Below are 12,272 nucleotides of genomic sequence, written 5' to 3' on the forward strand. Positions count from 1 at the left end.
CGATGCTCTCCTCCGCCCGGTGCGGATCACCCACCTGGAGTCGGCCGCGTTCGCATCGCTTCTCCACCGTACGGATGGCGGATCTGATCGTGGTGATGTCCTCCGGCGGCATCGTCGAGGCCGGCACCCACGAAGAGCTGCTGGCCACGGGCGGTCTCTACCACGAGCTGTTCACCCTGCAGGCCAGGGCGTATCTCGCGTGACGGTTCGTACGCCGGTGAGACAGAGCAGGCCGGTGAGTACGAAGGCCGCCGCCGCACCGGTGAACAGCGCGGTCGCGTTCGCGATGAAGCCGGGCGCGGCCGCGGGCCCGGCGACGGCGGCGAACACCGCGATGCCGAGCGCCCCGCCGGTCTGCCGGGCGGTGTTGCTCGCGCCGGAGGCGAGGCCGGGCGCATCGGGGGTGGCCCGCAGCGCCGCCGCGACGACCGCCGGGGTGAGAACGCCGATGCCGGTGCCCCAGAGCAGGAGGGCCACGACGATGGGGCCGGCGGTGGTGAGGGTGGCGGCGATCCCGGCCATTCCCGCGGCGGCGATGAGCAGGCCGACGGCGGCCGTACGCCACACGCCGATGCGCGTCGCGAGCCGCCCCGCCGGCGCTCCGAGAAGCGGAAGCGGCAGCATCGCGGGCAGCGTCAGCATGCCCGCGGCCAGCGGATCCAGCCGGTGCACGGTCTGGAAGACCTGCGTCAGCACGAACAATCCGCCGAGCGCGCACAGGTTCATGAGCCCGGCCACCAGGCACGCCAGCCCCAGCGGGCGCCGGGCCTCGCGCGGCACCGGCAGCAGCGGCCGCGGCACCCGGCGTTCGACCACGAGGAAGCCGAGCAGCGCACAGACCGCGATCGCCCCGAACAGCACCGCCTCCCACGGCACGGCGGGAGCCTCGATGATCGCGGTGACGAAGCAGCCCAGCGCGGCCACGAGCAGCGCCGCGCCTACCCAGTTCACGTCGCGCGCGGATCGCTGCCGTGCCAGGGCTTGAGGCAGCCGTACGACCGGGACGAGCGCGAGCGCGACGACCGGAACGCTCAGCCAGAACACCGCCCGCCACCCGGCGACCTGAACCAGCAGCCCGCCGATGACGGGACCCGCCGGGAGCGCCGCCCCGCCGATCGCCGCCCACGCCCCGACGAGCCTGTTGCGGGCGGCATCGTCCGGGGTGCTGTCCACGAGAAGCGCGAGCGTGCCCGGCAGCACGAGAGCCGCCGCAACGCCCTGCACCGCACGGCCCGCCACGAGCACCCCGATGCCCGGCGCCGAAGCACACAGCACGGACGCCCCACCGAACCCGGCGAGACCGAACAGAACGACCCTGCGATGCCCGACGAGGTCACCGATCGCCCCGGAGGCCAGCAGCAGCGCCGCCATGGGCACCGCGTACGCGTCCACCGTCCACGCCAGCCCGCCGCTTCCCGCATGCAGCTCCACGCCGATCTGGGGGAGTGGGACGTTGACGACGGTCACGTCGAGCAGGACGAGGAAGTAGCCGCTGCACAGCGCCAGAGTCAGCGGCAGCCTGGAGGGACTCTGAGCCATGTCCCCGATCTTCGAGCCGGGACGTTTCAGCCCAGGTCGAAGCGTGACCTGGGAACCGCCACCCCGGACCGGGCGCGCGATGCCGCTTCGCCTACCGTGGCCGTCGAAGGAGAACACCGCACGTTCTCCACCATTGACCACAAAGCGGAGTGAGCCTGTATGACGATCGATGCCCAGACCCTTCTCCCCATCGCTGAGCGCGCCGTGTCGATCGCCGGTGAGATCGTCCGTACGAAGGCGCCCGGCGCCGTCACGGCCAAGGGCGACCGGGACATGGCGACGGAGGTCGACTACGCCGTCGAGCATGCCGTACGGGAGTTCCTGACCCGCGAGACGCCCGAGATCGGCTTTCTCGGTGAGGAGGAGGGCGGCACGCGCCTGGGCGACGGCCCGATGTGGGTGCTGGACCCTGTGGACGGGACGGCCAACTTCCTGCACGGCATCCCGCTCTGCGGCGTCTCCCTGGGCCTGGTCGAGCGGAACGTGCCCACGCTCGGCGTGATCGACTTCCCGTTCCTCGACCTCCGGTACGCGGCGGCGGAAGGGGGCGGCGCGGTCGCCAACGGGTCCGCGATCCGGGTGAGCGAGGCCGGCGGGCTGCAGGATGCGATCGTGGCGTTCGGCGACTACGCCGTGGGGGAGGACGCCGAGGAGCGCAACCGGCCGCGGCTCGCCCTGACCCGAGAGCTCGCCGCTCGTGTCCAGCGGGTACGGATGTTCGGCTCGGCCGCGATCGACCTCACCTGGGTGGCGCACGGCAGGGTCGATGCCATGATCATGCTGAGCAACAACCCGTGGGACACCGCGGCGGGCGTCATCATCGCCCGGGAGGCAGGGGCGACGGTGATCGACCTCGACGGCAGCCCGCACACCATGACCGCCCAGGCCACCATCGCCGCGGGCCCCAAGCTCATCCCCGACCTCATGGAGCTGATCGCCGCGGCCCACGCCCCGGAGGCGTAGGACCGTTCCCCGTGACCGAGCAGGCTGGAGGCCCTTATGAGCGACGCGATCACGCGGCTGGTCGAAGACCTTGACTCCGACCGCGAACGGGCTCGTCGCCCGCCGGACGAGGCCAGTCGGACGAGGGCCACGCCGTCGTGAGGGCGTCAAGATCTGGGCCGGTGCCTGTCGGCGGCGTCGGGCAGGTGTCCGGCACCCCGGATGAAGGGGGTGCGCGACCGGGCACCAGGGCGCTCGCCACGACAGTCCTGCACACCGAGGAGGCCGCGCCTGGCGAAAGCGTCGCCGGACTCCTGGGCGCGTGCCGCTGATCAGGCGGTCACCTTCGCCAGGAACGCCTCCAGGTTGGCCCGCACGCGGGCGATCTTCTCGTCCACGGTCAGCGACTCGTCCATGAGCGCGCCGTCGCCCGGCGCCTGCTTCCTGCCCCGGGTGTAGAGGGAGCAGGCGAGGTCCGTGCAGACGTACTGGCCGACGGTGTTGCCCTGGCGGCCGGCCTCGCCGGTGCGGCGGGCGGTCATCAGCGCGACGCCGCCGCTCGTGTGCGTGGTGAGGCAGAACGAGCACATGCTCCGGGAGGTGAACGTACGCGACGCCGACGCCCCCGACGTCACGCGCAGGGCGACGCCGGTGGGCGCGCCGTCGCGATCGACGACGAGGTACGCGCGGTCGGGCGCGCCCGGGTCGCGCCAGCCGAGGAAGTCGAGGTCGTCCCACGGAAGGTCGGCGAGATCCTTGGGGATGCCGAGCCGCTTGGCCTCACCCTTGGAGCAGTTGATGAAAGATGTACGGATGTCGTGTTCGGTGAGCGGTCGCATGGGCGGGGACGCTAGTCCTTCTTAAAGGTTGTAAGCAACTGATTAAATAGCGTAGCAAGAGGATGAAAGGCAGCGCATGGCACGTGCGGGAGTGACCGCGGAACGCCTCACCCAGGCGGCGGCGGAGCTGGCCGACGAGATCGGTTTTCAGAACGTCACCATCTCGGCGCTCGCGCGCGCGTTCGGCGTGAAGCCGGCGGCCCTGTACTCACACGTCAAGGACATCCAGGATCTTCGGATCAGGGTGGCCAAGCTGGCCCTGGCCGAGCTCGCAGAACGGGCCGCCACCGCCCTCGCCGGGCGGTCGGGCAAGGACGCGCTGGTGGCGTTCGCCAACGCGTACCGTGCCTACGCCAAGAAGCATCCGGGCCGGTACGCCGCCGCGCAGCTCGAACTCGACTACGAGACGGCCGTGGACAGCGCGGCCGCGCGGCACTCGGAGATGACGCGGGCGATCCTGCGCGGCTACGACCTGCCCGACCCGGCCCAGACCGACGCCGTACGGATGCTGCACAGCACCTTCCACGGGTACGTCAGCCTGGAGATGTCGGGCGGGTTCCGGCACACGCCGCGCTCGGTCGAGGAGTCATGGGAGCGGACGCTCGACGCGCTCGACGCCGTACTCCGCAACTGGCCCCACCAGTCCGGTGGCGCGTCCGACGGGTAGCTCTGCCGCAGAGGTTCGGCGGTTACGGCCCCGAGGCTGGGCGAGAGGTATCGGGCTCGCAGGCGTTCAGGTGGCCGCGGGGAGTTCGCCGATCGCGGCGACCCGGTGCGTGCCGGCGGCCGAGCAGAGCCAGACCGGTGTCTCGCCCAGGATCGCGGCTCGCAGCCCGCGGTCGTGCTCGGTGCAGACCGGCCAGGCCCGCCAGATCATCTCCACGATGACCTCCTGGGCGGCATCGGCGACGGCGGCGAGCGCACGGCCGGGGTCGCGGCCGGTCGAGGGAGGCATGCCGTTGCCCTGGAAGGCGCCGCGGAACTCCACCCACGCCTGCCCGCTCTCGTCCCACTCGGGGACGGCGAGCCGCAGCGGGCCGGTGACGCCGGTGGCGCGGGCGTCGCGTTCCACGATGGCGAGCGCGTCTTCCAGAGCCCGCCACCAGCCGGGTTCGAGCTCGAACGTCGGCTCGAACGACGTCTCGCGCAGGACCGCCTCCGCCACCCGGGTCAGGTCGGCGGGGTCGGACGTCAGGAGCTCCCGGACCGCGGGGGTGCTCACGCCGTGGTCGTCCAGGACGATCGCGAGGTCGAGCAGCGTCTCGTAGTCGAGGTCACCGCTGCGCAGACCCGCATAGACGCGGCTGCTCGCCTCGACGATCGCCCTGCTGAACAACACGGGCCCCTCCGTCATGGGCCAGGGCGGGGTCAGCCGCCGTTGCGGATCGCGTCGATCCTGCTCACAATGTACTGTTCGGCCGCCGCCCTCGTGACGCCGAGGCCGGAGAGCACGCCCACCGTGACGACGTCGTCCAGGGACAGGACGCCGAGCAGGAGGTGCTCGGCGCCGATCCAGTCGTGGCCGAGGCGCTGCGCCGTCTGGGCGGCCAGGTCGAGGGCCTTCGCGGTCTGAGGCGCGTACGCAAGGAATTGCTCGCTGCTGCCCGGACCCGTGCCGAGCGCCGCCGTGATGACGCGCCTGACCGTCTCGGCCGGCGCGCCGAGCGCGGCCATGGTGGTGGCGCCGAGCAGGTCGGGCTGGTGCAGCAGGCCCAGCACCAGGTGGCCGGGCTCGATCTGGCCGTGCCCCGTGGCACGAGCCTCCTCCTGCGACTTGACGACGACGATGCGGGCGCCTTTGGTGTAACGGGCGAACGTCCCCAGGTCCTGGGCCATCGGTCTGGTCTCGCTGCCTTCCTCGGATATGCGAACCGTTGTTCGGTGCCGCCCATGCTACGCCCGATCTTGACCCGCGACGTCCAAGGGAGATCGTGAGAGGGTGGGGCGGGCAGCGTCATAAAGGGGGCGGTCGTGAGGGGGCGTCGTGGGAGTTGCCGAGCTGGCGCACGTCCGGTGGATCGCGGGCGGGACCGGGGCCGGGAAGAGCACGGTCGCCCGGATCCTGGCCGAGCGCCACGGGCTGACCGTCTACGACGGCGACCGCGCCGAGGCCGGGTACGCGGCACGCTGCACGCCCGAGCGGCACCCGTACATGTGCGCCCTGCTGCGGACACCCGTCGAGGAGCGGTACGCCGGCCGCGCGCCGGAAGAGGTGTTCCGCGCGATGCCGAGCCTGCACGGCGAGACGTTCGGGTTCGTGGTCGAGGACCTGCTGGCGCTGCCGGCCGACCGGCCGGTGCTGGTGGACGACTTCCGCCCGCTGCCCCGCGAGCTGGCGCCGCTGCTGGTGCGGCCGGAGCAGGCGGTGTTCCTGCTGCCGGCGCCCGGGTTCCGGCGCAGGGTGCTCGAGGCCCGCTACGCCGACCCTGGCCGGGCCCGCGCCACCTGGGGGGACGTGGACCCGGCTGCGGCGCTGGCCGTGCGGGTGGCGCGGGACGAGCTGTGGGACGCCGAGGTTCGCCGCCAGGCCCGCGAGACCGGCCTGCCCGTCGTGGACGTGGACGGCTCGCGGGACGCCGAGGCGCTGGCCGCCGGCCTCGCGGCGGCCTTCGGCCTCATGCAGCGCAGCGGCCACCCGGTACGCGACGCCAGAGGCGGCTGCTCGCCCTGCTGATCGAAGCGGTCAGGACTGGCTGCGGATCGCGTCGATCGTCCGCAGGATGTGCTGCTCGGCCGGGTCCTTGGTGACGCCGAGGCCGGAGAGCACGCCCACCACCGGAGCGTCGTCCAGGGACAGGATGCCGAGCAGGAGGTGCTCGGTGCCGATCCAGTCGTGGCCGAGGCGCAGCGACTCGCGGGCGGCCAGGTCGAGGGCCTTCGTGCTCTGCGCCGCGAACGGCAGGACCGGCTCGCCGCTGCCGGGGCCGGTGCCGAGTGCCGCCGTCATCGCGTTCCTGACCGTCTCCACGGGCGCGCCGAGCGCGGCCATCGTGGTCGGGGCCAGGGTGTCGGGCTGGTGCAGGAGGCCCAGCACCAGGTGGCCGGGTTCGATCTGCGCGTGCCCCGTGGCACGGGCCTCTTCCTGCGACTTGACCACGACGACGCGGGCGCGGTCGGTGTAACGGGCGAACGTCCGCAGGTCCTGGGCCATCGACCTGGGGCTGCTGCCTTCCTTGGGGACGAACCGCTTCTGCGCGGCCTGTTTGGTGACGCCCATGCTGCGCCCGATCTCCGTCCACGACGCCCCGGAGCGTCGGGCCTGGTCGACGAAGTGGCCTATGAGGTGGTCTGCGACCTCGCCGATGTGCTCGGCGAGCGCGACGGCGTCGGAGAGCTGGCCCAGAGGGTCGCCGTCGGGGTGACGATTCTTGATCGTGGTGATGAGGTCGTCCAGGCGGACGGGGCTCGTGCTCATGCGTCAACCATAGGTTGACGCCTCTTCCTGGTCAACCGCCGGTTGACGAAAAGGCCGCCCCGAGTGCCGGGGCGGCCAAGGCGGGAGCGGATCCTCACTGCTCCTTCGTCAGGTGCTCGTTGAGCAGGTGGAAGAACACGTCACCCCGGACGATCTCGAACGGCTCGTCCAGCAGCTCGCCCAGCTCGGCGATGTCGGACGGCGTCCAGTTCCACGCGTTCACGGCGCCGGCGATGAACAGCGGCGTCGAGCCGTCCCACCCCTCGATGTGCCTGAGCAGCCCGTCGCGGTACTCCTGCGCCTTGCCCTGCGGGTAGAGGTTGCCGATGAGCGGCAGCCCGCCCACATGGGCCTGGAGGTCGCCGGTCTCCCACGACTGGATGATGCCGCGCACCGGGGTGTGTCTCCGGTACGAGGAGGCGATCCGCTCGTCGTAGGCGACCCAGCCATTGTCCTCGGCGTTGCGGTGGTTGTAGGCGTAGACCAGGTCCATGCCGGTGCGGCGCATGTAGCGGCCGGTGAGCTTGGTGTACGCGTCCAGGGCGTCCTCCGGCCAGGAGCCCGGGTAGGTGTATCCGGCGCCGGACGGGCCGGCGATGAGCAGGTCGTTGTCGGTGGCGGTGCGCTGGTAGTAGGACAGCAGCGCGGGCCCGATGTCGGCGAGCAGCGGGCTGACCGTCCAGTTGGTGGGGACGCGGCCGCGCGCCGGGTCGTCCCAGATCTGCCGCATGCGGCGCTGGCAGTACTGGATGTTGTCGCCCTCGCCGACGGTGAGCGTGAGGTAGACGCGGTTGCGGAGGGTGGCGCGGGGGCGCGGGCGTACGCGGTCGGAGACCTTGGCGGGCACGCTGGCGTGCACGGTGCCGTTCATGTAGTAGTCGGCGGGCACGACCTCCACCGCGTGCTGCGAGGCGCGGTCGACGCCGCCCCACTCGCCGGCCACGTCGTTGGAGAACCATCCCGCGTACGGCGTCGTCGGCTTGACCTTGCTGAAGATCTCGTCGAGCAGCTTGCCGGTCTCGCCGGCCGGCGGCAGCCAGAAGACCATGGCGCGGCTGGCCACGGTGTAGTCGCGGAAGTAGGGGAACGGCTCGACGCGGGTGGGGGCGGTGGTGGTGGCGGTGACCAGGTACTGGTTCCACAGGTCCACGTCGACGAGCAGCTCGCGGGTGCCGGCGGGTGGGGTGAAGCGGTAGATGAAGTAGCCGCCGCCGTCGGCGAAGCGGTTGGACTCGCCGCCGATGGCCGAGTTGACGCCGTCGAAGAGGAAGGGCGCCTCGGCGTCGGTGCCGGGGGTGAAGGAGGCGATCTGGACGCCGTCCGCCTTCACGACCACGGAGCCGACGGACGCGCCCCAGCCGTCGTCGCCGAGCGAGTCCTGGAAGCGCAGGAAGACGCCCTCCTCGCCGGACAGCTCCTGGCTGAGGTCGAACGTGCGCACCGCCCGGTTGGAGGTGTCCCTGATGCGCTCGGTCTCCCTGGCGATCTCCCGCCACTGGACGCCCTCGACGGAGACGGTCCTGGTCGGGGGCAGGCCGCTGAGCAGGGCCTTGGTGCAGCGGGGGAAGAGCTCGTCGAGCTGCCAGCGGTAGGTGGCGAGCACGTCGTCGGGGTCGAAGCGGCCGCGCAGGTCGGTGATGACCTTCAGCCGGTACTCCTCGGCCTGTTCGGCGGTGGCGGCGACGGCGTTCTCCAGGCCGGCCAGGGTGGTGGCGACGTTCACCGAGTCGGGGACGTCGGGGTCGATCAGGATGGCGCCGCGCACCTCGCCGCGGTAGCGGGCGACGAGGTCGAGGGGCCGTTCGTGGCGGGTGACGGCGGCGCCGGTGCTGGACAGCCAGCGCTCGTCGAAGCCCTCCTTGTTGTAGTTGAAGTACAGGCGCGGGCGGCGGCGGTTGACGACGCCCTGGAGCGTGGTCAGAAGCAGCTGGTCGTTGCCGTGCAGGGTGGCGATGTCGGCGTAGTCGAGACGGGTCGGGCGGCCGAAGCCGGGCAGGAGTGGGGCCGTAGCGGGCGCGGATGCGGAGGCGGGGGCGGCGGGAAAGCTGAGTCCCAGCGCGCCGGCCGCGAGCACCGTGCCGTTCGCCAGGAGGAATTCACGTCGGGACACCATCGGCGTTCACTGCTCCTCGTCGGGGGGAGACCAGGAATGACAGCGTTGTCATCGCGTCGGTAGGCAACGTAACAATGTGAAGGTTTGTTGTCTATGGTGTAAATGGGGCGAGATTTCCGGAACGGCGGCCGGCGGGCCGACCCGCCCTCGTTTTGTGCATGCACGAACGGGTTTCGCCGCTGAAACATCCGGGTAAGCCCGACGTTAATTTTGAGCTGCCTCCTTCCAGGAGCCACGGATGTCCCGTGTCACGCTCACCCCCGCCGCCCGAGACGCCCTGCGCGGCGACGAAGTGGTCTTCTTCGACTGGCACGTCACCGGCCTGTGCTGCGCCGACGCGGGCGAGTTCTCGGTCAGGCCGCTGCGCCGTTCGCGGCTGCCGCGCCGCGCCCGCCGGCTCGGCCCCACCGACCTGGTGTACGCCCACCCCACCGCCTGGGTGCATCTCGCCGAGCTGCCCGTCACCATCGACGTCCGCCCGCTGTGGCGGTGGCGGCGCTTCACCACCGATCTGCTTCCTGACGCCGGCCTGCGCTGCTGTCTGGGGCGCCCGGTTCACGACCAGTCCCCTCGCCAGAGACACATGGGAGGTAACCGGTGAAGCTGCGTTCCATCATCATCTGGACGGCGGTGGCCATCGTCGGTGCCGTGGGATGGGCGGTGCTCGCCCTGTCGAGGGGTGAGAACGTCAACGCGGTCTGGCTCCTGTGCGCCGCGCTCGGCTCGTACGCGATCGCCTACCGCTTCTACGCCCGCTTCATCGTCCGCAAGGTGCTGCGTGCCGACGACCGCAGGGCCACACCGGCGGAGCGGCTGGACAACGGCATCGACTACCACCCGACCGACCGGCGCATCCTGTTCGGCCACCACTTCGCCGCGATCGCCGGGGCCGGGCCGCTGGTCGGGCCGGTGCTGGCCGCGCAGATGGGCTACCTGCCCGGCACGATCTGGATCATCGCCGGCGTGATCTTCGCCGGGGCCGTGCAGGACATGGTGGTGCTCTTCTTCTCCATGCGGCGCAACGGCAGGAGCCTCGGGCAGATGGCCCGCGAGGAGATCGGCCCGATCGGCGGGGCGGCGGCGCTCATCGCGGTCTTCGCCATCATGATCATCTTGCTCGCGGTGCTGGCGCTGGTCGTGGTGAACGCGCTCGCGCAGTCGCCGTGGGGCGTCTTCTCCATCGCGATGACCATCCCGATCGCCCTGTTCATGGGCTTCTACCTGCGGGTGGTCCGGCCGGGCCGGGTCGTCGAGACCACCGCCATCGGGGTCGCGCTGCTGATCCTCGCCATCGTGGCCGGCGGCTGGGTGCAGGAGTCGAGCTGGGCGCCGTACTTCACGCTGAGCCCGTCGGCGCTGGCGCTGTGGCTCATCGCGTACGGGTTCATCGCGGCCGTGCTGCCCGTCTGGATGCTGCTCGCGCCGCGCGACTACCTGTCGACGTTCATGAAGATCGGCACCATCGTGCTGATCGCGGTGGGCATCGCGGTCACCATGCCGCCGCTGCGGACGACCGCGTTCACCGACTTCGCCTTCAACGGCGAGGGCCCGGTCTTCGCCGGGTCGCTGTTCCCGTTCGTGTTCATCATCATCGCCTGCGGCGCGCTGTCCGGCTTCCACGCGCTGATCTCGTCCGGCACCACGCCCAAGATGATCCAGAAGGAGACGCAGGTCAGGATGATCGGCTACGGCTCCATGCTCATGGAGTCGTTCGTGGCGGTCATGGCGATCACGGCGGCCTGCGTCCTCAGCCCCGGGCTCTACTTCGCGATGAACTCACCGGCCGGCGTCGTCGGCGCCACCGTGCAGAGCGCCGCAGAGGCCGTCTCGACCATGGGCTTCGTCATCACGCCCGAGCAGCTGCAGGCGGCGGCGGAGGCCGTGCAGGAGGAGACGCTGATCGCCAGGACGGGCGGCGCGCCCACCCTGGCCGTGGGCATCTCGCAGATCTTCTCCGGCTTCCTCGGCGGCGAGGGGTTCCAGGCGTTCTGGTACCACTTCGCGATCATGTTCGAGGCGCTGTTCATCCTCACCACCGTGGACGCCGGCACGCGTGTCGGGCGGTTCATGCTCCAGGACACGCTCGGCAACCTGTGGCAGCCGATCTCCCGGGTGAGCTGGTGGCCCGGCCTGGTCGCGACCAGCGCCGTCGTCGTCGCGGCCTGGGGCTACTTCCTCTACCAGGGCGTCAACGACCCGCTCGGCGGCATCAACCAGCTCTTCCCGCTGTTCGGCATCGCCAACCAGCTCCTCGCCGCCGTCGCGCTCACCGTCGCCACCACGCTGCTGATCAAGAGCGGGCGGCTCAAGTGGGCCTGGGTGACGGCCGTCCCGCTGGCCTGGGACGCGGCCGTCACGCTCACCGCGAGCTGGCAGAAGGTGTTCTCGTCCGACCCCACGCTCGGCTTCTTCGCCCAGCGCGACCGCTACCAGCAGGCCCTCGACCAGGGCCAGCTCCTCGCGCCCGCCAAGTCGATGGACGCGATGCGGCAGATCGTCGTCAACTCGACCGTGGACGGCGTACTGGCCGCGCTCTTCGCCGTGCTGATCATCGTGGTCATCCTGGACGCCGCGCGCATCTGGATCACCGCGATCCGCTCGCCCGAGCCGCTGCCCACCACGGAGGCGCCGTTCGAGGAGTCGAAGATCGTCGCGCCGTCGGGGCTCATCGCCACCCGCGAGGAGAAGGAGCTGATGGCGAAATCAGGCTAGGTGTCAGGGTGCCAGCCACTCGGCGGTGGGCCAGCCCTCGCGCCGCCACGCGCTGTCCCAGAACATCCACTCGTAGGCCGCCGCCCGCCCGTACGCCTGCGCCATCGCCTCGCGGGTGTCCGGGGACGCGGCGGCGGCCAGCCGGTCGGTGATCGCCTTGGCCCGCTCGACGGAGGCGGCGAACTCCGGGTCGGAGTAGGTGGAGATCCACTTCGCGTACGGGTGCGCGGGGTCGTCGCCGGCCTTGGCGAGCAGCGCCGTACCGACGTCCTGGTAGATCCAGAAGCACGGCAGCACCGCCGCCGCGATCACCGGATACGGCTCCGACAGCGCCGTGGCCTGCAGGAACGACGAGTACGCCAGGCACGTCGGCGACGTCGCGATGCCCTTGGCGGCATCGCCCAGCTCGTCGATGTAGCCGGAGTGCAGCTCGCGCTCGGCGACCAGCGCGGTGTGCGCGCTCTGCGCCCAGAAGGCCGCATCGGCGGAGTCGCCGGCGCGCACGGAGGCGGCGGCCAGCGCCTTCGCGAACGCCTCCAGGTAGCGGGCGTCCTGCACCATGTAGAAGACGAAGGTGTCGCGGTCGAGTGAGCCGTCGCCGAGTGCCGTGACGAAGGGGTGCTCGTGGATGGCGCGCATCAGGTCGGACGTGCGCTGCCAGATGTCATCGCAGAACATCGCGTCTCTTTCGGAGGGGTCTGCCCGGCGGGGG

General features: G+C 71.3%; 13 protein-coding genes. 6 read left to right on the forward strand and 7 right to left on the reverse strand.

All coding sequences use genetic code 11. The features are described 5' to 3' along the window. The first annotated feature begins 74 nt into the window (after positions 1-74). Complete coding sequence (locus ACFMQL_RS16700) at positions 75-203, forward strand: hypothetical protein (RefSeq protein WP_364062842.1); 129 nt, start codon at positions 75-77, stop codon at positions 201-203. Here the strand turns inward: ACFMQL_RS16700 and ACFMQL_RS16705 are convergent. After that, a complete protein-coding gene (locus ACFMQL_RS16705; RefSeq protein ID WP_364062845.1) occupies positions 172-1,539 on the reverse strand; it encodes an MFS transporter in 1,368 nt (455 codons plus the stop codon). The genes ACFMQL_RS16700 and ACFMQL_RS16705 overlap by 32 nt on opposite strands. A gap of 159 nt (positions 1,540-1,698) precedes the next feature. Between ACFMQL_RS16705 and ACFMQL_RS16710 the strand changes: the two genes are divergently transcribed. Continuing rightward, positions 1,699-2,502: an inositol monophosphatase gene (locus tag ACFMQL_RS16710; protein ID WP_364062848.1), complete on the forward strand. Its 804-nt coding sequence runs from the start codon at positions 1,699-1,701 to the stop codon at positions 2,500-2,502. 311 nt (positions 2,503-2,813) lie between these two features. On the opposite strand, the gene ACFMQL_RS16715 is transcribed toward ACFMQL_RS16710, so the two are convergent. Beyond that, positions 2,814-3,320, reverse strand: a complete 507-nt coding sequence (locus ACFMQL_RS16715; protein WP_364062851.1) for an FBP domain-containing protein — start codon at positions 3,318-3,320, stop codon at positions 2,814-2,816. Between the two features lie 76 nt (positions 3,321-3,396). Between ACFMQL_RS16715 and ACFMQL_RS16720 the strand changes: the two genes are divergently transcribed. Beyond that, the gene (locus ACFMQL_RS16720; protein WP_364062854.1) at positions 3,397-3,987 is read left to right on the forward strand and encodes a WHG domain-containing protein; all 591 of its coding nucleotides are present in this window, start codon (positions 3,397-3,399) and stop codon (positions 3,985-3,987) included. 66 nt (positions 3,988-4,053) lie between these two features. Here ACFMQL_RS16720 and ACFMQL_RS16725 read toward each other — a convergent pair whose 3' ends face one another. Further along, a complete protein-coding gene (locus tag ACFMQL_RS16725) occupies positions 4,054-4,659 on the reverse strand; it encodes a hypothetical protein (protein ID WP_364062857.1) in 606 nt (201 codons plus the stop codon). Positions 4,660-4,688: 29 nt separating this feature from the next. Then, the gene (locus ACFMQL_RS16730; RefSeq protein WP_364062860.1) at positions 4,689-5,156 is read right to left on the reverse strand and encodes a Clp protease N-terminal domain-containing protein; all 468 of its coding nucleotides are present in this window, start codon (positions 5,154-5,156) and stop codon (positions 4,689-4,691) included. A 148-nt stretch (positions 5,157-5,304) separates the two neighbouring features. On the opposite strand from ACFMQL_RS16730, the gene ACFMQL_RS16735 reads away from it, so the two are divergent. Then, positions 5,305-5,994: a hypothetical protein gene (locus tag ACFMQL_RS16735; RefSeq protein WP_378786044.1), complete on the forward strand. Its 690-nt coding sequence runs from the start codon at positions 5,305-5,307 to the stop codon at positions 5,992-5,994. 9 nt (positions 5,995-6,003) lie between these two features. Here the strand turns inward: ACFMQL_RS16735 and ACFMQL_RS16740 are convergent, their stop codons facing one another. Both ACFMQL_RS16740 and ACFMQL_RS16745 read right to left on the reverse strand, forming a co-directional pair. After that, on the reverse strand, positions 6,004-6,735 hold the full coding sequence (locus ACFMQL_RS16740) for a Clp protease N-terminal domain-containing protein (RefSeq protein WP_364062866.1): 732 nt from the start codon (positions 6,733-6,735) through the stop codon (positions 6,004-6,006). Positions 6,736-6,829: 94 nt separating this feature from the next. Then, the gene (locus ACFMQL_RS16745) at positions 6,830-8,848 is read right to left on the reverse strand and encodes a GxGYxYP domain-containing protein (RefSeq protein ID WP_378786045.1); all 2,019 of its coding nucleotides are present in this window, start codon (positions 8,846-8,848) and stop codon (positions 6,830-6,832) included. Between the two features lie 238 nt (positions 8,849-9,086). On the opposite strand from ACFMQL_RS16745, the gene ACFMQL_RS16750 reads away from it, so the two are divergent. Continuing rightward, entirely contained in the window at positions 9,087-9,449 is a 363-nt protein-coding gene (locus ACFMQL_RS16750) for a hypothetical protein (protein WP_364062872.1), read from the forward strand. Continuing rightward, a complete protein-coding gene (locus tag ACFMQL_RS16755; protein ID WP_364062875.1) occupies positions 9,446-11,560 on the forward strand; it encodes a carbon starvation CstA family protein in 2,115 nt (704 codons plus the stop codon). Before ACFMQL_RS16750 ends, ACFMQL_RS16755 begins: the two co-directional genes overlap by 4 nt. 3 nt (positions 11,561-11,563) lie before the next feature. Here ACFMQL_RS16755 and tenA read toward each other — a convergent pair whose 3' ends face one another. Continuing rightward, positions 11,564-12,238 carry a thiaminase II gene (tenA, locus tag ACFMQL_RS16760; RefSeq protein ID WP_364062878.1) on the reverse strand — a complete coding sequence of 225 codons (675 nt, stop codon included), beginning with the start codon at positions 12,236-12,238 and terminating at the stop codon, positions 11,564-11,566. Positions 12,239-12,272: the final 34 nt, after the last annotated feature.

This window comes from Nonomuraea fastidiosa, from assembly GCF_042751225.1.
Classification (GTDB): Bacteria; Actinomycetota; Actinomycetes; order Streptosporangiales; family Streptosporangiaceae; genus Nonomuraea; species Nonomuraea fastidiosa.